The following is a 19,498-nucleotide window of genomic DNA, read 5'->3' on the forward strand; positions in this document are numbered from 1 at the left end:
CGGATCCCCGGGCGACGCGCAGCCGCCACGGTCTCGCGCTCCGGGGCCGAAGGCTCGCGGCCGTACCCGGCGCCGGGTGGTTTCAGGCGAGCAGGGCCATGGTCTCCGGTGCGCGCGGGGCGGACAGCACGTCGGCGGTGCGGCCCTGCTCGACGACGGCGCCATTGCCGAGTACCACGATCTGCGGGCAGTAGGCGGCGACCACGGCCATATCGTGGCTGATGACGAGGGTGCCGATACCGCGGGCGTGCCGGGTGCGCTCGATCAGCTCCATGATCGAGCGGGCGGTCCCGTCGTCGAGTGCGGAGGTGATCTCGTCGCAGATGAGGATGTCGGGTTCGGCGCCGAGTGCGCGCGCGATGGCGACGCGCTGGCGCTGACCGCCGGACAGCGCGCCGGGGTAGCGGTGCAGCAGATCGGGTTCGAGGTCGACGCTGCGCAGCAGACCGGCCGCGCGCTCGGCGATCTCGGCCCGGCCGGTGATCCCGTTCAGGCGTAGTGGTCGCGACAGCGCCTGCAACACGGTGTGTTTCGGGTTCAGCGTGGACAGTGGGTTCTGCGGGATCAACTGAACGCGGCGCCGGTCGCGGCGGTGTCGGCGGGCCCGGCCGACGGACAGAGCCCGGCCGTCGACCACGAGGGTGCCGGCGGCCTCGGTATGTATTCCGGTCAGCACCCGCGCCAGGGTGGTCTTCCCGGCCCCGGACGGGCCGGTCAGCGCCACCGATCCGCCGGCCGGGATCGTGAGATCCACGGCACGGAGCAGGTGGGTGCGCCCGGCGGTCGCGCAGATCGCGGTGGCTTCCAGCGCGGGCGGCCCGATGGCCGGCGGGTCCGCGGCGCGGGTGGCGATCCGGGCCAGGGTGGTGCGTGGTTCGCCCAGTTCGACGACCTCGTCGGCGAGCCGGTGCAGGATCTCGGTGTTGTGCCCGGACACCACCAGCGCGATCTTGTCGTCGGTGGCCAGCGAGCGCAGCAGCTCGGCGATCGCATTGCGCAGGTCTCCGTGGAGCCCGGCGAGGGGTTCGTCGGCGACCAGGACACCCACCTCGCGTACGAGTGCGATCGCGAGTGCCACGCGCCGCTGTTCGCCGCCCGACAGTTCGCCCGGTCGCCGGTGCAGGAATGATTCGGGCAGGTCCACCCGGGCGAGGGCGGCCCGGATTGTGCTGTCGCTCGGCCGGGCCGCGGCTTCTTCGAGCAGGGTGCGCACGCGCATGGCGGGATTGAGCGCGGCGCCGGGGTCCTGATCGACGAACGCGATATTGCGGCGCCGGAAGTACTGCCGCTCGGCGGGACCCAGGGCGAAGACATCCTGACCCGCGACGTGCACGGTACCCCCCGTGCGGGTGGCGCCGTGGGCCAGATGCCCGAGCAGAGCCCGCATGAGCGTGGTCTTGCCGGTACCGGAGGGGCCGGTCAGCGCGGCCACCGTGCCCGGCGGTACCCGCAGCGTTACCGGTGCCAGTAGTTCGGCGCCGGACAGTGCGTGGATCGCCAGTTCGTCGACGACTACGCCGCCGTTCATGACGGCCGCTCCTCGGCGAAGGCGGCCACGGCGGTGTTGACGCTCACCGCCAGCAGGCCGATGGCCAGACTCGGAGCCAGCACCGCTGCCGGATTGAGCAGGATCCCCGGCGCATTCTCCCGGACCATCACCGCCCAGTTGGCGGCGCCCAGCGAGGTGGGCAGCTGCAGAAACGACACCGTGCTCACGATGTAGATGGCCTCCACGAACCGTAAACCGAGCTGAGTGAGCAGTGTGTGACGCAGATTCGGTAGCAGTTCGCGCAACACCAGGTAGCCCAGTCGTTCTCCGCGTGCCCGGGCGGCCTCGACGAAACCGGCACGGGCGACACCACTCGCGGCCGCGGCGAACACGCGCGCCGAATACGGGGTTCCCGCCACCACCGCGACGGTGATGAGGCCCGCGGTACCGGATTCGGGCCAGGACAGCATGAACAGCAGAATCGCCAGCACCGGCGGCAGCAGCATGCACAGGTCCGCGGCGCGTTCGATCCACGCGCCGGCCCGCGGGTGGAGCGCGGCCGTCGAGCCCAGGACGGCCGCGCAGGTGGTGACCAGCCCGGCGATGATCGCGGCGAGCACCAGCAACCCCCAGCCGCCGTGCAGCAGCTGGCTGGTGACATCCCGGCCGAGGCGGTCGCCGCCCAGCCAGGCACCGCCGCCGGGCTTTTCGAACGCGATGCCCACGGGATGGTCGACCGGATGCGGAGCGAGGAAGGGACCGGCCACCGCGACCACGGCGATCAGGACCGCGGGGGATACAGCGATCAGGACGCGGCGGCGAGTGAGTACGGGCGTCATCGCCGGCCCCGGTTCGCCCACAGGCGGACGCCGTCGGCCGCGAGCAGGACGCCCATGATCGTGGCGCCGGTCAGCGCCACGATCGCGGCGACCAGGGCGGTATCGCGGTCGGCGACAGAACCGGCGATCAGCGCCCCCACACCCGGGTAGTTGAATATCGTCTCCACGACGAGGGCGCCGCCGAACAGGGTGCCCACAGAGGTGGCGAAGGACGCCGCGATGGCCGGGAGCGCGAACGGAAGCACATGCCGGAGCAGGACCGTCCGCTCCGGCAATCCGTTCAACAGTGCGTTTTCGACATGGGGTGCCGTCGCGGCGTCGAGGACCGCGCCCCGCACGACGCGCGCGTTCCAGGCCGCCTGCGGTATCGCCAGCGCGGCGACCGGCAGCACCAGCATTTCCGCGCTCGCCGGATATCCCGACCGATCGGTGAAGGTCACCGAGGGCAGGACACCGAGCCACAGTGAGAACACCAGCACCAGAACGGTCGCCACGACGAATTCCGGGATCGCGGTGACGAAGGCCGTTCCCGGTGACAGGACGCGGGCCGCGAGACCGGAAGGTCGCGCCGCCCACCACATTCCGCACAGCAGCGCGACCATCACGGTGACCAGCATGGCGATCGAGGCCAGGAGCAGCGTCTGCGGAAAGTTCTCGGCGAGTAGCTCGTTCACCGACTGTCCGTGAGCGGTGGTACCGAAATCGCCCGTCACCGCACCGGTGAACCAGGACCAGAACCGCTCCGGCAGCGGACGGTCGAGCCCCAGCTCGTGTTCTTTGGCGGCGATTCGGTCCGCATCCGCGTCCCGTCCGAGAACGGCGCGCGCGGCATTGCCGGGCAGCAGATCGACCACCACGAAGACCAGGGCCAGCAGGACGACCAGCAGAGCGACCCGGCGCGCCACCGGGCCGGCGACCTTCCTCAACTCGACAACCACGCGCGTTCGAGCTGCACCCGGCCGTATCCGCCGAGGTCGGGCAGTCCCTGCACCGAGTCGGCGGCGATATCGATACCGTCGGCCATACCCCACACGATGTATCCGCCGCGGTCGTACTGGATCTGCTGGATCTCCCGGCTCGCTTCGCGGAACTCGGTACCGCCGGGGGCGGCCAGGGCCCGGGCGTAGGCCTTGTCGAAGGCGGGGTCCTCGAAATGGGTTTCGTTCCAAGCAGTTTGTGACGTCATGACCTTGCTGGCGAAGAACATTACCGAATCATTGGTGCCCCAGTTGACCGTGTAGAGCGGCGCCCGCAGCCAGGTCCGGTCGTAGAAGTCGTTGGCCTCCTGCACCACGACCTCGATCTTCAGGCCGGCGTCTCCGGCCTGGGCGGCGAAGACCCGGGCGGACTCGACTTCGCCGGCGGCCTCCTGTTTGGTCACCAGTTCGTAGGTCTTCGAGGTGTCGAACTTCGCCTCCGTCAACAGCGTCTTCGCCCGGTCGAGATCGCGGGTCCGCTGCGGAAGGGTGGTATCGAAGCTCGGATCCGCGGTACCGAGAACATCGTTGGCGACCGTGCCGTAACCCGACAGGACCTGGGCCACCATCGCGTCGCGATCGACGATGAGACGCAGCGCTTCGCGTACCCGCGGATCGGCGAACGGCCCATCGGAAGTACGCATCGCGATCGCCACCGCCACATCGTCGGGCCGCCGGACCACCTTCAGATCACCTCGGCGTTCCGCCGTGCGCCCGGCCACCGCGCCGACGCTGGAGGCCAGATCGATCTGACCGGCCATGATCGCGTTCGACATCGACTCCGGACTCTCGAACAGGGTGACCTCGATGGCGTCGAGCAGCGGCGGGCCGCCGTGCCATGTCTCGTTACGCACCAGCCGCGCATTGCCGTGATCGAAGGAGTCGAGCCGGAACGGCCCGCTGCCCACCCCCCTGGTGAAATCGGTGGTGCCCTCGGGCACCACGAAGGTCATCATCCGCAGCAGCAGCGGCAGTTGACTGTTCGGCGCGGCGCAGGTCAGCACCACGGAATTCGGACCTGCGGGCCGGATATCGGACGCCGCGGACACCGGCACCTTCGTCTCCCCGGCGATCTCACGCAGCCGGCGCAGCGACCACACCGCGTCCGCCGAGGTGACCGGCCGTCCGTCGTGGAAAGTCGCGCCTTCGGCGAGAGTGAAGGTCCAGTTCCGCTGGGCGGCGTCGGACTCCCATCGCGTCGCGAGGCGCGGCGCCACATTGGGGTCGGCGCCGGGCACGGTCAACGGATCGTAGAGCAATGACATGATCAAGAAATCGCTGTCGTTGCTCAAGGTGGCGTGCGGGTCGCGCTCGATCTTGGAGGATGTGCCGAGCGCGCCGACACGCAGAGTCCCACCCCGTCTGGGCGGGCCATCGGCGCCTTCACTCGAACCCGGAGAACCATTCCCGCACGCGGCGATCGCCACCATCGCACTCAGACCGAGACCCGCCCGGAACAGTCGGCGCCTGTTGATATCCATACCCGACCTCGTCCGCTCGCCCTATCGAAGGTTAGCCTCCGCTAACTCGATTGAGGTTATCGCGCCATCCCCGACTGGACAACAGCTTCGGCCGGCCGGAGCGGTCTCAGGCGAGCGCGAGCGCGAACCAGACGCAGGCGGCGAGCAGGACGACGGTGATCGCCCATACGGCACGGGTCGTGTAGGTATGTCGCACAGTCGGTCTCCGGATCAGACGAAGGTGAAACGTTCGGTGTGGATGCGATCGGCCGGTACATCCAGGGCGGCCAGAGCGTCCTCGGTGGCGGTGACCATGGGTGCGGGTCCGCAAATGAAGTACTGCCGGTGCCGGTACCGATCGGGAAGGTGACGCTGGAGCAGGCCGCGGTCGACGAACCCGCTCTCGCCGTGCCACTCCGGTGGCGGGTTCTCGGGGACCGGCACCACGGTGAGATCCAGGCGCCGGGCGCAGGCGCGGATCTCGTCGTCGAAGGTCTGCTCGTCCATGGTCCGGACGGCGTAGACGAGGAGGAACGGCCGACGGTCGCCGCGGTCGGTCATGGTACGCAGAATCGAGATCATCGGGGTGATGCCGACGCCGCCCGCGATCAGCACGAAACCCGGGCCTTCGTGGCGATCCGGTGTGAACACGCCGTGCGGCCCGTCGAGGAAGGCGCGGGTGCCGACGGCGATGTCGCCGATGGTGGAGGTGAAGTCGCCGAGCGCCTTGATGGTGATCCGGACGCGGCTGTGATCTGCTGCGCTGGAGGAGAACGAGAAGGGGTGCGCGGAGACGGCGAAGGGGGAGCGGCCGACGGTCAGCCATCCGAACTGCCCCGGCCGGAACCGCAGGCCGTCGTGGTCGACGGGGGCCAGCGTCAGAGTCCGCGCATCGCCCCGTTCGGCGGTGTTCTGCTCGACGCGCCACGGTCGCCGCAGTCGCCGGATCGGTGCGACGACGCGCACCCACATCAGCAGCCCGACCAGCGCCAGGGTCATCACCGTCCACAGCCACGCCTTCCAGGCGGCGTCGAGGTAGTAGCCCACCAGCAGCATATGAGCGAGCGCCAGGGCCACCACCGCCACCGACAGCACGCCGTGTGCCAGTTGCCACACCTCGTAGCGGATCCGCAGGCGCCGCCGCCACACCGAGGTCGCCACCACGATCAGCAGCAGCACGGTGGAAGCCACCGCGCACCGGGCTCGCCACGGCGCCTCGACGAGGTTCAGCAGCGCCACGATGTCGACACCGCCGAGCTGGAGCAGGATCGGGTGGGCGAGAACGAATGCCAGTGCCACATAGGAGATCTGGCGGTGGAATTGCACCAGCGCGTCCTCGCCGAAGGGCGCCGCGACGGCCCGGAATCGGGCGACCAAGGCGAACTGTGCGCCGAGCATCGACATTCCCACGAAGCCCAGCGCCACCGAGAACTCCACCCAGAATCCCCGGCCGCCCTCGATGGGACCGATCACCGCGAATACCAGCGGCACCACCGCCACCGCCACGTACAGCGCAATCCATCCGATCCCCCGAACCACCACAGACACCGCTACCTCCTGCCGAAGGGCGTTCCGCTGTGCCGGGCCGGCACGCGAACCCACGCTAGCCCCATCCGGGCACCGATCCGGGTCTCGTGGCTCTCTGCGTGTCCGGGCACCCGGCGGTCGTGATGAGCGCCCCGGCATACTCGGCAGGTGGCGAACGACGAGATATGCGGTACCGCGGTGGCCCCGGACACCGCCGTGCTGGACGATCCGGTGGGTGAATCGCTGCGCGGGCACCATGCGCATCTGGCCCGGCGGGTCGGCCGAGCCGTCACCTATCTCCCCGAAGTCGCGACCTTCGCCGCGGTCGGTAGCGACCCGGATCCACGGGATTGGAGCGATCTCGCCCGGCTGCTCGGGCCGGGTGAACTCGCCGATATGTTCAGTTGCGCGGCCCCGCCGCCCGCGGAGTGGGAAGAGGTCTTCACCCTCGCGGGCCGGCAGATGATCTTTTCCGGCGCCGACCCGGCGGCGCCGACGTCCGATGGCGGGGCAGTCGAACTGGGTGCGGACAATGTGCCCGAAATGCTCGACCTCGTCGCGCGCACCCGGCCCGGCCCGTTCCGGCCGCGCACCCGGGAACTCGGCACCTACCTCGGTATCCGCCACCACGGCCGGCTGGTGGCCATGGCCGGTGAACGGCTCCGGCCACCGGGGTGGACCGAGATCAGCGCCGTCTGTACCGCTCCCGAGGCGCGCGGGCAGGGCCATGCGGCCCACCTGGTGCGTGCCCTCGCCGCCCGTATCGAGGCCCGCGGGGAACGGCCTTTCCTGCATGTGGCCGAGGGGAATACGGGCGCGATCGACCTCTACGAACGCCTCGGTTTCCGGACCCGCGTATCCGTGACATTCCGCGGGTATCGCATCCCCTAGCTTCGTTCGCCCCGACGCTCGGGACCGCTCGCGCGTGGTCGCCGGATCGGGGAGCTCCTCGCTGAATCGGCGAGCTCGCTTTCGCGTTGTGCGCCCCGCACGCGTCAAGCGGAAACACCGAGCCGCCGATGGCCAGGGCGTAGGTGGTGCAGCCGACGCGCGACGGCACGATCCGGTCCCCGCGCAGTGCACCGGTGCCGTGGTCGACAGTGTCGTCTCCCGAGGCGTCGAGCGCGCGCGGCGATCGTCCGCGCACCGGCGGGACGGCGGCAGGCTTCGACTGTTCTATGCGTCATATTTTCTACCGACACCACTTGCACTCTCCTGTGGAGAGTGCTAAAAATTATCTCTGTCAGATGACACAGATAATCTCAGTTTCCTTCGGTAATGATTGGAGTGAACTGGAGGTGGCGACCATGCTGATGCGCACCGACCCCTTCCGCGACCTGGACCGCTTGACCCAGCAGGTGTTCGGTACGCCTGCCCGGCCGGCAGTGATGCCGATGGACGCCTGGCGGGAAGGTGACGAGTTCTTCGTGGAACTCGACCTGCCGGGCATCGACCCGGATTCTCTGGACCTGGATGTCGAACGCAATGTGGTGACGGTGCGCGCGTCACGACCGGAGCTGAACTCGAACCGGTCGATGATCGCGGCCGAACGTACCCGCGGCGTCTTCAGCCGGCAGCTGTTCCTCGGCGAGAACCTCGATACCGAGGCCATCCGGGCCGACTACCGCGACGGCGTACTGCGGTTGGTGATCCCGGTCTCGGAGAAGGCCAAACCACGCAAGATCGAGGTCGCGCGCCACGACGGGGAACGTCAGGCCATCACCGCCTGACGGCCCGGCCGCGGCGGTCGTGCCGGTGCGTGCGAAAGGGCGCGGCCGCCGCAACGCATCTACTCCTTGCGACGGTGGGGCCCGGCCGGTGACCGCGCCGGGCTCCATCCCCTGCTACCGAGAAGGCACCCGCATACCAGCCAGGAACATTGCTATGACCGCTACTGCTGCCGCTTCCGTGACCACCGGGACGGCCACCACCGGCGAGTCGGCGCCGGCCCGGCTCGCCCCGCACACCGTCGACGTGCAATGGCCCGACCCCAGCCCGCTCCAGAGCTGGTGGACCGAGATCATGGACGGCGTCCCGATGCCCCGATCCCGCCGGGCGGCCTGACCGCTGCCGGCCGGAGGTGGGACCTGCCGCCGCAAGTCCGCGCTGCGGACGCCCCCCAGGTCGTCCGGTCCCCCGCGCGAACGGATCTCCGCGGGGGACCGGACGACCTGTGCCGGATCGATCCCCCTGATTACCCGAGTTCGTTTTCCCCGCCCTTCCCCGGTATCGCTGGTGCGCCGATCGGTGTCCGCTCACCGGCGGGCGAGGGCCCCGAAAGAAATCCGAGGCGGTGCGCTATCCGGTGTTCCACAGCGAAGACCTCGGTGAGATCGAGGCATATCTGCGCACCGCGTACCCCGGGGTGTTGATCGGCCATTCCGCGCCCCGGCACACGACGGTGGGCCTGCGCCGTGATGTTCTCGGCCCCGTCACGCTGGACCGGGTCGCGCTCGGGTTCGACCTGTCCTACGCCACCGAGCGGTCCGGCGCAGTGTGTGTGGCGAGCGTGCACGCCGGGCTGATCGAATACAGCGGTCCCCGCGGCGGAACCGAAGAGCTCACGCCCGGCCGGATCGGCGTGCTCGGTGGGAACGGGAACGCGGCCTCGGGGTCCGTCCGCGCCGGCCGTTACGACCTCACGCTGTTCGATTCCGCGCTGCTGGACCGCTTGGCCGCCGGCGCGGACGGGGCGCCGGTGCGGATCATTGCGCCCGGGCCGGGCACTCCGGCCGCCACCCGCCGGCTCGCCGAGGCGGTCGCGCACCTGAGGCACCTCGCCGCCGACCCGGCCACGGCGGGCAACCCATTGCTGATCGCCACCGCCACCGACTATCTGGCCGCGACCGTACTGGCCACAGTGCCCACCACGGCGGTCACCGCGCCGGGCGCAGCCGACCGCCGTGACGCCCATCCCGACACGGTGCGCCGCGCCATCGCCTACCTGGAATCGCATGTGCGCGAGGACATCACCGTCGCGGCGGTCGCGGCGGCGGCCTTCGTCACCCCGCGCGCCCTGCAATCGGCCTTCCGCCGCCACCTCGGTACCACTCCGCTGCGCTACCTGCGGCGGCTACGGCTGGCGGGCGCGCACGAACAACTCCTCGCGGCGGTCCCCGGCGACGGACAGACCGTCGCCACCGTCGCCCGTGCGTGGGGCTTCGCCCATCCCGGACGCTTCGCCACCGCCTACCACCGCTGTTACGGCAGGACCCCCTCCGAGGTGCTGCGCCACCACAACTGAGATGACCCGGAGACGGCGTGGCGCCGCACCCGGGTGATGTTCGCGGGCGCCCGTTCCCCGAATTCCGTCGCCGGTTGCCGGGCGCCGTGCTCGCCGAATGATGCGCCGGAGGTTCGGCGTCCTGCCTACGCCGCGGGGGCTACCGGCGAACGGGGGGTCATCGGTTCTGGTCCGTGTCGTCGAGTTTGTCGAGGATTCGGCCGGCGATGGCGGCCAGGGCGTCCACTTGATCCTCGCTGAGTGCGTCGAAGACCAGTTCGCGCACGGTGTCGACATGTCGCGGCGCGGCCTGTTCGATCGCGGTGCGACCCTGCTCGGTGAGCACGATGTAGGCGCCGCGGGCATCGTCGGGGCAGTCCTCGCGCAGGACCAGCCCGCGCCGCTGCATCCGGCCCAGGTGGTGGGACAGCCGGCTCTTCTCCCATTGCAGGGCCTGCCCCAACTCGCCCACCCGCATCCGTGGTTCGGGCCGGTCGGTCAGCTGGACGAGGACGTCGAAGTCGGCCAGCGACAGCCCCGAGTCCTGCTGTAGCTGCCGGTGCAGGTGGGCGACCAATCGGGCATGCATTGTCAGGTAGCCGCGCCAGGCCCGGCGCTCGCGCTCGTCGAGCCATCGCGTCTCGGTCATAAGTCCAGCGTAACGCAGTAGTTGACATATCACCAATCAAGGCGCAGTCTTTATATGACACATCAACAACAACGACTCGGAGGCACAGGATGACGACCGCGACGAACGTCAACGAGCTGAGCGGCACCTACGTACTGGACCCGACCCACACCCGGGTCGGATTCGTCACCAGGCACGCGATGGTGACCAAGGTGCGCGGCGCGTTCAACGAGTTCACCGGCAGCGCGTACTTCGACGGCGAGAATCCGGCCAATTCGTCGGGTGAGGTCACGATCCAGGTGGCCAGTATCGACACCCGCAATGCCGACCGCGACAAGCATCTGCGCGGACTCGACTTCCTGGGCCTCGACGAATACCCCGAGATCACCTTCCGGACCACGGCGATCACGCCGACCGGGCCGGACGCGTTCGACGTCACCGGTGACCTCACCATCAAGGGCATCACCCGATCGGTGACCATCCCCTTCACTTTCGAAGGTCAGGCCACCGATCCGTTCGGCAATGTCCGGGTCGGTTTCGAAGGCTCGGCCACCATCAACCGCAAGGATTTCGGCATCACCTGGAACGCGGCCCTGGAAACCGGTGGTGTGCTGGTCGCCGACAAGGTTGTCCTGGAGTTCGAGGTCTCGGCGATCAAGCAGGACGCCGCGGCGAACTGACCACCGCCGGGCGCCGGTGTATGAGCACAGCGCGGTGGGGCGTATCCACGCCTCCACCGCGACGGCTTGGACCCGCCCTATCCGTCGGCCTTCTCCGGGTCGTGGCCCCAATTCATCAGTGAATACCGCCATCTGCTGTGCCCGGTATCGCCGGTGGGGCGTTGTTCCAGGTGACGGTGGGCATATCCGACGACCTTGCGCATATGGGCGTAGTCGTCGTCGGTGAGGTCCTTTGTCTTCTTCTCGAGTAGTTCGACGATGCGGCGCCCACTGGAGTGGCCGGTCGATTCGCCACCACCCGTCGGCTTCTGCCCGACCGCTTTGGACTCGTCGGTTTCGAGCCAGCGCCGTAGTTCCGCGGCCGTCATATTGACGGTGTCGCGGAACCGCGCGCGAGTTCTCTCGTTGTCCTCCGGCACGACCGTCACCTCCGGGTATCAGTCGCCCCGCGGGCGCAGTGCGTCGGGTTTGTGGACGGCATCGCGGCCGCTCTTCTCGCTGCGCACCCGATACTGCGGGTCCTCCTCGGAGGCGCGGACCGTGCGGCCGGCCGCCTCGGTGTCGTCGGTGATGACCTCTTCGACCTCACCTTCGGCGGTGCTGCCGTGACTGTTCCATTCGACTTTGTCGCCTGTGCGGAAGGATTTCTTGCTCAAGGCTGCCTCCTGTCCTGATCAGGCCCCCTGCGCCCGCCTTACCCGGGGGACGGAGTGGGAAACCGGCCGCTCCCCGGGTCCCGGCGGCCGCCGGGCCGGATCGTGCGGTACCAATCGAGCAGATCCGGGCGGTCCACCGCACTGGGATCCACGACGCGGGCCGGGTCGGCGCCCTGGAACAGCTTCTTGATCGGCACCTCCAGTTTCTTGCCGGTGCGGGTGTGTGGAATACCGGGAGCGACGATGATCTCGTCGGGCACATGCCGGGGCGAGACCTCGCTGCGGATGGTGGCGGCGATTCGGGCCTCGAGTTCGTCGGTGAGTTCGGCGCCCGGGGCCGGGACCACGAACAACGGCATCCAGTAACCGCCGTCGGATTGTTCGACGCCGACCACCAGCGCCTCGGCGATATCCGGTAGCCGTTCGACCGCCTGGTAGATATCGGCGCTACCCATCCGGATACCGTGCCGGTTGAGGGTGGAATCGGAGCGGCCGTGCACGACGACGCTGTGGCGTTCGGTGACGGTGATCCAGTCCCCGTGCCGCCAGACCCCCGGAAATGTATCGAAATACGCCTCGCGATAGCGCGCGCCGTCCGGGTCGCGCCAGAAGCGGACCGGCATCGACGGCATCGGCGCGGTGATCACGAGTTCGCCCACCTCACCACGCACCGGCCGTCCGGCCGGATCGTAGGCGTCCAGCGCGACACCGAGATAGGGCGCCGACAGTTCGCCCGGCCATACCGGAACGGTCCGCGTGCCGCCGAGGAACGCCGAGACCACGTCGGTGCCGCCGCTGATCGAGGAGATACGGACGTGTTCACCGGCATTTTCGCTCAGCCACCGCGCCGAAGCTGCCGGTAGCGCGGAACCGGTCACGCCGACGGTGTGCAGCGCCGACAGATCGTGATCGGTGCGCGGTACCGAGCCCGCCTTGATGCAGGCCAGCGCGTAGCCGGGGCTGATACCCAGGACGGTGGCGCCGACGTCGGCGGCGATCCGCCACAGCGCGTCCGGAGCCGGAGCGGTGGGACTGCCCTCGTAGGTGACCACGGTCGCCCCGGCCAGCAGGCCCGCCACCTGGAAATTCCACATCATCCAGCTCGGGCTGGTGTACCAGAAGAACGTATCGCCGGGGCCGATATCTGATTGCAGCACCACGGCTTTGAGGTGCTCCAGTAGCACGCCCCCGTGGCCGTGGACGATACCCTTGGGTGGGCCGGTCGTGCCGGACGAGAACACGATCCACAGCGGATGTTCGAAATCCACCTGCTCCGTGGCGATATCGCGCGGCGCGAACTCGGCACCGCCGATCGCGTCGTCCCACGAGAGCGTATCCGGCAGCGGCGAACCGAGCCGAGCGACCACGATGGTGTCGCGAACCGAATCCAGGCCCGCGCGCACCGCGGCGATATCGGCGCGTTTATCGTGCGCCCGGCCGCCGAACCGGTAACCGTCGGCGGTGATCAGGACGGTGGGTTCGAGTTGCCCGAGCCGGTCCAGCGCGGCCTTCGGCGAGTAATCCTGCCCGCAGGCGCTCCAGATCGCGCCGATAGCAGCCGTGGCCAGGAACGCGACGATCGTTTCCGGGATGTTCGGCAGATATCCGGCCACCCGATCGCCGGCCCGGACGCCCAGCGCGCGCAGCGTCCGGGCCAGCGCGGCGGTGTGGTCGAGCAGTTCGGCCCATGAGATATCGCGGACCGCGGCGTCCTCACCGACCGCTCTGATCGCGGGCCGATCGGCGCGCGCCCGGCGGATCACCTGGTCGACATAGTTGAGCCGGGTCCCGGGAAACCAGCGCGCGCCCGGCATCCGCGCGTCCGCCAGCACTTCGCCCGCGATCTCACCGAGGGCGAAATAATCCCAGAGCGCGTGCCAGAATCCCTCGATATCCGTGACCGACCATCGCCACAGGGCGTGATAGTCGCCGGTGTCCGCACCTGTGCGTTCCGCGACGAATCGCGCGAAGTCGGTGAGGGTGGCCTCGGCGAGGTCCTGTTCGGTCGGCACCCACAGTGGTCGCATCCTAGTTCTCCTACCGGACCGGCCGGCCGGAGCGCGCCCTCATCGCGCGCTCCAGCCGCCGTCCATCGTGTACGCCGCGCCGGTGACCATCCCGGCTTCCGGGGTGGCGAGCCAGCCCACCAGCGCGGCGACCTCGTCGGGTTCGACGAGACGTTTGATCGCGCTCTCGGTGAGCAGGACCTTCTCCAGCACTTCCTGTTCGGGGATGCCGTGCGCCGCGGCCTGACCCGCTATCTGTTCGTCGACCAGGGGAGTGCGCACATAGCCGGGATTGACGCAGTTGCTCGTCACACCGTGCGGGCCGCCCTCCAGCGCGGTCACCTTGGACAACCCCTCCAACCCGTGTTTGGCCGTCACGTAGGCCACCTTGTAGGGGGAGGCGCGCAGACCGTGCACCGAGGAGATATTGACGATCCGCCCCCAGCCCTGCCGGTACATATGTGGCAGGGCCGCGCGCACCAGCAGGAACGGTGCCTCGACCATCAGGGTCAGCAGGTCGCGGAATCGCCGCGGCGCGAACTCCTCGATGGGGGAGATGTGCTGTACCCCGGCGTTGTTCACCAGGATGTCGACGTCCAGTTCCAGTTCCTCCAGCGCCGCGACGTCGAGCAGATCCACCGCCCACGACTCGCCGCCGAGTTCTCCGGCCACGGCCGCGGCGCCCGCGGCGTCGATATCGGCCACCGTCACCGTGGCGCCGCGCGCCGCGAGCGCCCGGGCGCATGCCGCGCCGATACCGCTCGCGCCGCCGGTGACCAGGGCGCTGCGCCCGACCAGGTCGCTCATCGCGCGGCCACCTCGGCGCCGCGCGGAGCCAGGCTTTCGGCGTCGGCGCGATCGATGCTCTCCAGGTCGAGCCCCTTCGTCTCGCGTGCGACCAGGACAGCGACCGTGCTGACGGCCGCCGCGCCCGCCAGGTACCAGGCGATCGGTACCGCGGACCCGTAGGTATCGAGCAGCCGGACCGCGATGATAGGCGCGAGCGAACCGGCGACGATCGAGGTCACCTGATAGCCCAGGGACACCCCGGAATAGCGCATGCGGGTGGGGAACATCTCGGCCATGATGGCGGGCTGCCCGGCGTACATGAAGGCGTGGAAGACCAGTCCGATGATGATGGCGGACACGATGATCAGATTGTTACCGCTGTCCATCATCGGGAAGGCGAAGAAGCCCCAGGTGGCCGCGGTCAGCGTGCCGATCAGGTAGACGGGCCGGCGGCCGATGCGATCGGACAGCCTGCCCACCAGCGGAACTGCCACGAAGTGCACGGCATGTGCGGCGAGCAGCCACCACAGGATCACCGAGGTGTCGGCGTGCACCTCGACCTTCAGGTAGGTGATGGTGAAGGTGACGACCAGGTAGTACATGATGTTCTCGCCGAACCGCAGCCCCATCGCGGTGAGTACGCCGCGCGGGTAGCGGCGCAGCACCTCGACGACGCTCAGCGAGGTGGCCTTGATCTCCTCGGCCTCCTGCTGCGCGGCCACGAAGATGGGCGCGTCGGTGATCTTCGTGCGGATGTAGTACCCCACCAGCACCACCACCGCCGACAGCCAGAACGCGACCCGCCAGCCCCAGCCCAGGAACGCCTCGTCGGACAACGTCGTGGTCAGTACCAGCAGGACGACCGTGGCCAGCAGATTGCCCGCGGGTACGCCGGCCTGCGGCCAACTCGCCCAGAAGCCGCGACTGCGACTCGGACTGTGCTCGGCGACCAGCAGCACCGCGCCGCCCCATTCGCCGCCGACCGCGAAACCCTGGATGAAGCGCAACGCCACCAGCAGGGCCGGGGCCCAGTAACCGATCTGGCCGAAGGTCGGCAGGCAGCCCATCAGGAAGGTGGCGCCACCGACCAGGACGAGGCTGAACTGGAGCAGTTTCTTGCGACCGTATTTGTCGCCGTAGTGCCCGAAGACCACGCCGCCCAGCGGGCGGGCCGCGAATCCGACCGCGTAGGTGACGAACGCGGCCAGGATCGCGTCCAGGTCGCTGGTGCCCGCCGCGAAGAACACTTTGCTGAACACCAGTGTCGCGGCGGTGCCGTAGAGAAAGAATTCGTACCACTCCACGACTGTGCCGGCCATCGACGCGGCCACCACGCGCCGCAGACCGGCGGTCGTTCCCCGGGACCCGGCGTTCTTCGATACCGCCGGGTCGGGTCCGGCGCTGTGCTCCCTCATCGCACTTCTCCTTCGTGCCCGGGGCCACATCGCCCTACCGGTGTGACGGGCCCCACATTTTTCGGCTGCATCGAGTATTGGTGCAGAACGAGGGGCTGGCAATGACCATTACTGCAGCGCGGATGTGCGAAAATGCAGATATGAGCGCGGCCTTCCCGGGTCGTCCGAGCGCGGACGATCTTCTCGTATTACTGGCCGTCGGTCGCTCGGGGCGATTCGTGACCGCGGCCGAGCAACTAGGTCTCAACCACACCACCATCTCCCGCCGGATCGCCGCGCTCGAGCAGACTCTCGGCGGACGGGTGCTCACGCGGGTCACCGGCGGCTGGGAACTGACCGACCTCGGCAGAGAAGCCCTGGCCGCGGCCGAGGCGGTGGAGTCGGCGGTGAAATCCCTCGCCGCGGACGCGGGCGGGAACCGGGTGCTGAAAGGCGTTGTCCGGCTGTCGGCGACCGACGGCTTCAGCGCCTATATCGCCGCCCCCGCCGCGGCGGCGGTGCGCCGGCGGCATCCGGATATCGCGGTCGAGCTCGTGGCGACCACCAGGCGGGCGTCACAGCAGCGCTCCGGACTCGATCTGGAGATCGTCGTCGGCGAACCGCAGGTGCGCCGCGCCACGGCGACGCATCTGGCCGACTACCGACTGGCCCTTTACGGGTCGCGCGCGTACCTGCGCGAACACGGTGCCCCGGCGACGATCGACGACCTCGGCCGGTACCCACTCGTGTACTTCATCGATTCCATGCTCCAGGTCGACGATCTGGACCTGGCCTCCGGCTATGTCCCGACCATGCGCGAATCGGTCACCTCCACCAATGTCTTCGTGCACGTGGAGGCGACCCGCGCGTCCGCCGGACTGGGCCTGCTGCCCTGTTTCATGGCCGACCGACATCCGGACCTGGTGCGCGTCCTGGCCGATTCGGTCGCGGTGACCCTCGGTTACTGGCTGGTGGCCCGCACCGAGACCCTGCGTCGGCCGGAAGTCGCCGCGGTGGTCGCCGCCATCCGGTCCGTGATCGACGACCAGCGCGATACGCTCCTCGGCTCCGGGTGAACGCCGGCGGTCCGAATCTCCCGCGGCGCCTACCGATGTCGTCGATCTACCTACTGGACCATCCTTGGACCGCCGACGACCGTGCGACAGCCCCCGCGGTCGCGGGCACAGCCCTGCACCGATGAGCACCGTCCAGTCGCTGGAGTCGTCCACTTTGCCCACACCCTCGGCCCTCACCGGCCATCACCCTTCACCCGCCGGTCGCGACGAGCCCCGCGTACCGCTGCACTCCGCCGAGTTCGCGGCCGATCCGCACGCCGCCTACCGGCGCATGCGCGACCGGTACGGTGCGCTGGTGCCCGTGGAACTGGCACCCGGTGTGCCCGCCACACTGGTGGTCGGCTATCGCGCCGCCCTGCGCATTCTCAACGACCCGGAACGCTTCCCCGCCGACCCGCGCGCCTGGCAGCGCGATATCCCCGCCGATTGCCCGGTGCTGCCCGTACTGGAATGGCGGCCGAGCGCGATCCGCAGCGCGGGCGCCGAGCACGCGCGCTACCGCGGGGTCAACACCGCCGGTATCGACGGCGTCGATCTGCATGCCTTGCACGGCGTCGTCGCGCGGATCGCCGTCCCGTTGATCAATGCCTTCTGTGAGACCGGAATCGCCGACCTCGTCACCCAGTACGCGTTTCCGCTGGCATTCGAGGCGATCAACGCGATGCTGGGGTGTCCGCCCGAAATCGGCAGGAAGGTCGCCGAAGCCACGCAGACGGTGTTCGACGGTGTGGACGCCGAACGCGGTAACCAGATGCTCAGCGCCGCGGTGCTCGAACTGGTCGAGTTGAAACGGGCCGAGCCCGGTGACGACATCACCTCGCGGGTGCTCGCCCACCCCGCGAACCTCGACGAAGCCGAACTCATCCATCAGATCGTCGTCCTCTACGGCGCCGGAATCGAGCCGCTGCAGAATCTCATCATCAACACCCTGCTGCTGATCCTCACCGACGAGCGCTTCGCCGGAAGCCTTCTCGGCGGCGCGCTGTCCACCCGGGACGCGTTGGACGAAGTGTTGTTCGAGGATCCGCCCATGGCGAATTTCAGTGTCACCTATCCGCGGCAGCCGATTCTCATCGACGACGTCTGGCTGCCCGCGAACCAGCCTGTGGTGATCAGCCTGGCCGGGTGCAACAACGACCCCGCCATCAGCACCGGCGACCACACCGGCAACCGGTCCCACCTGGCCTGGGGCGCGGGCCCACATTCCTGTCCGGCCCGGTCCGCCGCGTACCTGATCGCGCAGGGCGCCATCGATCAATTGCTGGACGCCCTGCCGGATCTGCGGCTGGGTGTCCCGGCGGACCGGCTCACGCGTCGGCCCGGGCCGTTCCACCGGGCGCTGGCCGATCTCCCGGTGCAATTCCCTCCGTGCCCCCAGCAGGTCCTGCCCTGAGGCCGGAGTAGACCCGGGCAGGCACGACCGGGAGACACCGGCGTCGGCATGATCACCCCTGGGGTGCGGTGCCCGCGTTCGGAGCGGCGAAGCGGACCATATCGGCCGGCCGGGCGAAGGTGTCGGCGAAGGCGTTCGCCAGCGCGGGATCGTGCTGCGCGGACTGCATGAGCTGCTGCATCCCCGCCGGCGGGTCGAGCACCGCCGCGGTCCACCGCGCGGCGTGATGCGCGGTGCCGGTGAGCCAGGGCGTCGCGGCCGAAAACATCCACGACCGGTCGAACGGCCCGTCCGGCCGGGCCAGGATCGCCGCGGCGTAGATTTCCGCGCAATGGGCGGCATTGTTGGCGCCCTGGGCGCCGCCGGGGTCCATCCGGCACACCACATCACCGCCGCCGAGTACCGGCCGGCCGGAGGGCAGTGTGCCCACCGGCAGCCGCACCGCCGGTTTCACGGCGCCCGTCAGCGCCGCGCGGGCATCGGTCAATTCGGCCGCGCGGTAGCGATCCGCGAGGTCGGCGGGTAGATAGGTGTCGAGCAGGCGAAGGGTCCGGCGCAACTGCTCGGACGACGAGTCGTGCGGGTCGAAGACATCGAGCGGGCCGCCGGGGCGGGCCTCGATCAGCAGCATCTCGCACCGCCGCTCCTCGCCCGGCGCGCCGGTGAGACCGGGGTAGGAGATCACCTCTCCCAGGCCGGGAAGCGATACGTAGATCCCGAGGTCGTCCGGGTCCGGTATCGCACCGTCGAGGTAGAGCACGGCGAGTTGCCGGGCGGGGCGGTCGGCGGCGGGCCAGGCGGGATCGGCGGGGAAGCACGCGGCCAGCTCACCGGAGGCCCGGGTGACCACGGTCAGGTCGTACTCGGCCGCGCGGCGATCGACTTCGGCCACCGGCGGATCGCCGATCTCCAGATCCCCGCCGGCGTCGATGTAGTCGGTGAGCCAGCGCGCGAACACGGTGCGCTGATCGACGCTCTGCGCCGGCCGGGAGAACCGGCCGGTCCAGCCCAGTATCCGCCGGCCGTCCAGCACCGCGGCCAGCCGGATGCCCTGGATCTCGGGCGCCATGGAACGCCAATGTCCCAGTCCGGCGGCGGTTTCCAGATCCAGTGTCGCCGGAAACTTGACCTGGGTACTGGTCACCGTGCCGTTCAGCACCGCGGCCGCCTCCCGCGCGGCGACCAGTGTGACCGGGCGACCTGCGCGTAACAACCGATGCGCCAACGGGAGTCCGCATTCGCCCGCTCCCAGGATCCGGATATGTCCCATCACGCGCCCTTTCGTCTGACATGTTCGGCCGATCCGACCAGACGATCCTCGGCGAATAGGTGGGAGTGGCACATCGGTACCGGCTGCGCGA

General features: G+C 69.3%; 19 protein-coding genes. 7 read left to right on the top strand and 12 right to left on the bottom strand.

Features of this window, described 5'->3' with window-relative positions:
- Positions 1–82 precede the first annotated feature (82 nt).
- The 5 genes from ON38_RS30785 to ON38_RS30805 form a co-directional block, all read right to left on the bottom strand.
- Entirely contained in the window at positions 83–1,528 is a 1,446-nt protein-coding gene (locus ON38_RS30785) for an ABC transporter ATP-binding protein (RefSeq protein ID WP_051165505.1), read from the bottom strand.
- Positions 1,525–2,328 carry an ABC transporter permease gene (locus ON38_RS30790; protein ID WP_039828686.1) on the bottom strand — a complete coding sequence of 268 codons (804 nt, stop codon included), beginning with the start codon at positions 2,326–2,328 and terminating at the stop codon, positions 1,525–1,527. Before ON38_RS30790 ends, ON38_RS30785 begins: the two co-directional genes overlap by 4 nt.
- Entirely contained in the window at positions 2,325–3,254 is a 930-nt protein-coding gene (locus ON38_RS30795) for an ABC transporter permease (protein WP_039828624.1), read from the bottom strand. The genes ON38_RS30790 and ON38_RS30795 overlap by 4 nt, the downstream gene beginning before the upstream one ends.
- Positions 3,251–4,786, bottom strand: coding sequence for an ABC transporter substrate-binding protein (locus ON38_RS30800; RefSeq protein WP_039828625.1), 1,536 nt, complete (start codon positions 4,784–4,786; stop codon positions 3,251–3,253). Before ON38_RS30800 ends, ON38_RS30795 begins: the two co-directional genes overlap by 4 nt.
- 210 nt (positions 4,787–4,996) lie before the next feature.
- Positions 4,997–6,313, bottom strand: coding sequence for a ferredoxin reductase family protein (locus ON38_RS30805; RefSeq protein ID WP_039828687.1), 1,317 nt, complete (start codon positions 6,311–6,313; stop codon positions 4,997–4,999).
- Positions 6,314–6,460: 147 nt separating this feature from the next.
- On the opposite strand from ON38_RS30805, the gene ON38_RS30810 reads away from it, so the two are divergent.
- The 4 genes from ON38_RS30810 (at position 6,461) to ON38_RS30820 (ending at position 9,536) form a co-directional block, all read left to right on the top strand.
- Positions 6,461–7,183: a GNAT family N-acetyltransferase gene (locus ON38_RS30810; RefSeq protein WP_218000870.1), complete on the top strand. Its 723-nt coding sequence runs from the start codon at positions 6,461–6,463 to the stop codon at positions 7,181–7,183.
- Positions 7,184–7,599: 416 nt separating this feature from the next.
- Positions 7,600–8,022, top strand: a complete 423-nt coding sequence (locus ON38_RS30815) for an Hsp20/alpha crystallin family protein (RefSeq protein ID WP_039828689.1) — start codon at positions 7,600–7,602, stop codon at positions 8,020–8,022.
- Positions 8,023–8,176: 154 nt separating this feature from the next.
- On the top strand, positions 8,177–8,356 hold the full coding sequence (locus ON38_RS36520) for a hypothetical protein (RefSeq protein ID WP_157182015.1): 180 nt from the start codon (positions 8,177–8,179) through the stop codon (positions 8,354–8,356).
- A 229-nt stretch (positions 8,357–8,585) separates the two neighbouring features.
- A complete protein-coding gene (locus ON38_RS30820) occupies positions 8,586–9,536 on the top strand; it encodes an AraC family transcriptional regulator (protein WP_039828626.1) in 951 nt (316 codons plus the stop codon).
- A 157-nt stretch (positions 9,537–9,693) separates the two neighbouring features.
- On the opposite strand, the gene ON38_RS30825 is transcribed toward ON38_RS30820, so the two are convergent.
- Positions 9,694–10,164, bottom strand: a complete 471-nt coding sequence (locus tag ON38_RS30825; protein WP_039828627.1) for a MarR family winged helix-turn-helix transcriptional regulator — start codon at positions 10,162–10,164, stop codon at positions 9,694–9,696.
- 89 nt (positions 10,165–10,253) lie between these two features.
- Between ON38_RS30825 and ON38_RS30830 the strand changes: the two genes are divergently transcribed.
- Positions 10,254–10,823, top strand: a complete 570-nt coding sequence (locus tag ON38_RS30830) for a YceI family protein (protein ID WP_039828628.1) — start codon at positions 10,254–10,256, stop codon at positions 10,821–10,823.
- Positions 10,824–10,900: 77 nt separating this feature from the next.
- Here the strand turns inward: ON38_RS30830 and ON38_RS30835 are convergent, their stop codons facing one another.
- From ON38_RS30835 to ON38_RS30855, 5 genes are read right to left on the bottom strand one after another with little or no spacing between them, the layout of a single operon-like run.
- Entirely contained in the window at positions 10,901–11,242 is a 342-nt protein-coding gene (locus tag ON38_RS30835; protein ID WP_039828690.1) for a DUF3140 domain-containing protein, read from the bottom strand.
- Between the two features lie 18 nt (positions 11,243–11,260).
- The gene (locus ON38_RS30840) at positions 11,261–11,479 is read right to left on the bottom strand and encodes a hypervirulence associated TUDOR domain-containing protein (RefSeq protein ID WP_039828629.1); all 219 of its coding nucleotides are present in this window, start codon (positions 11,477–11,479) and stop codon (positions 11,261–11,263) included.
- A 38-nt stretch (positions 11,480–11,517) separates the two neighbouring features.
- Positions 11,518–13,506 (bottom strand): acetoacetate--CoA ligase, encoded by a 1,989-nt coding sequence (locus tag ON38_RS30845; protein ID WP_039828630.1) that lies wholly within the window; start codon positions 13,504–13,506, stop codon positions 11,518–11,520.
- Between the two features lie 39 nt (positions 13,507–13,545).
- Positions 13,546–14,292, bottom strand: coding sequence for a 3-hydroxybutyrate dehydrogenase (locus ON38_RS30850; RefSeq protein WP_039828632.1), 747 nt, complete (start codon positions 14,290–14,292; stop codon positions 13,546–13,548).
- A complete protein-coding gene (locus ON38_RS30855; protein WP_039828634.1) occupies positions 14,289–15,689 on the bottom strand; it encodes an MFS transporter in 1,401 nt (466 codons plus the stop codon). The genes ON38_RS30850 and ON38_RS30855 overlap by 4 nt, the downstream gene beginning before the upstream one ends.
- Positions 15,690–15,829: 140 nt before the next feature.
- Between ON38_RS30855 and ON38_RS30860 the strand changes: the two genes are divergently transcribed.
- Both ON38_RS30860 and ON38_RS30865 read left to right on the top strand, forming a co-directional pair.
- Positions 15,830–16,744, top strand: a complete 915-nt coding sequence (locus tag ON38_RS30860; protein ID WP_245564424.1) for a LysR family transcriptional regulator — start codon at positions 15,830–15,832, stop codon at positions 16,742–16,744.
- A 121-nt stretch (positions 16,745–16,865) separates the two neighbouring features.
- Complete coding sequence (locus ON38_RS30865) at positions 16,866–18,137, top strand: cytochrome P450 family protein (RefSeq protein WP_039828636.1); 1,272 nt, start codon at positions 16,866–16,868, stop codon at positions 18,135–18,137.
- Between the two features lie 52 nt (positions 18,138–18,189).
- On the opposite strand, the gene ON38_RS30870 is transcribed toward ON38_RS30865, so the two are convergent.
- On the bottom strand, positions 18,190–19,407 hold the full coding sequence (locus ON38_RS30870) for a styrene monooxygenase/indole monooxygenase family protein (RefSeq protein ID WP_051165506.1): 1,218 nt from the start codon (positions 19,405–19,407) through the stop codon (positions 18,190–18,192).
- Between the last annotated feature and the right edge of the window lie 91 nt (positions 19,408–19,498).

Origin of the sequence: Nocardia testacea NBRC 100365 (assembly GCF_000308775.1) — a bacterium.
GTDB lineage: Bacteria > Actinomycetota > Actinomycetes > Mycobacteriales > Mycobacteriaceae > Nocardia > Nocardia testacea.

Bases quoted from the DNA above. Each gene is read 5' to 3' on its own strand.
- ON38_RS30785 (WP_051165505.1), bottom strand. From the start codon at position 1,528: ATGAACGGCGGCGTAGTCGTCGACGAACTGGCGATCCACGCACTGTCC.
- ON38_RS30790 (WP_039828686.1), bottom strand. From the start codon at position 2,328: ATGACGCCCGTACTCACTCGCCGCCGCGTCCTGATCGCTGTATCCCCC.
- ON38_RS30800 (WP_039828625.1), bottom strand. From the start codon at position 4,786: ATGGATATCAACAGGCGCCGACTGTTCCGGGCGGGTCTCGGTCTGAGT.
- ON38_RS30815 (WP_039828689.1), top strand. From the start codon at position 7,600: ATGCTGATGCGCACCGACCCCTTCCGCGACCTGGACCGCTTGACCCAG.
- ON38_RS36520 (WP_157182015.1), top strand. From the start codon at position 8,177: ATGACCGCTACTGCTGCCGCTTCCGTGACCACCGGGACGGCCACCACC.
- ON38_RS30825 (WP_039828627.1), bottom strand. From the start codon at position 10,164: ATGACCGAGACGCGATGGCTCGACGAGCGCGAGCGCCGGGCCTGGCGC.
- ON38_RS30830 (WP_039828628.1), top strand. From the start codon at position 10,254: ATGACGACCGCGACGAACGTCAACGAGCTGAGCGGCACCTACGTACTG.
- ON38_RS30845 (WP_039828630.1), bottom strand. From the start codon at position 13,506: ATGCGACCACTGTGGGTGCCGACCGAACAGGACCTCGCCGAGGCCACC.
- ON38_RS30850 (WP_039828632.1), bottom strand. From the start codon at position 14,292: ATGAGCGACCTGGTCGGGCGCAGCGCCCTGGTCACCGGCGGCGCGAGC.
- ON38_RS30855 (WP_039828634.1), bottom strand. From the start codon at position 15,689: ATGAGGGAGCACAGCGCCGGACCCGACCCGGCGGTATCGAAGAACGCC.
- ON38_RS30860 (WP_245564424.1), top strand. From the start codon at position 15,830: ATGAGCGCGGCCTTCCCGGGTCGTCCGAGCGCGGACGATCTTCTCGTA.
- ON38_RS30865 (WP_039828636.1), top strand. From the start codon at position 16,866: ATGAGCACCGTCCAGTCGCTGGAGTCGTCCACTTTGCCCACACCCTCG.
- ON38_RS30870 (WP_051165506.1), bottom strand. From the start codon at position 19,407: ATGGGACATATCCGGATCCTGGGAGCGGGCGAATGCGGACTCCCGTTG.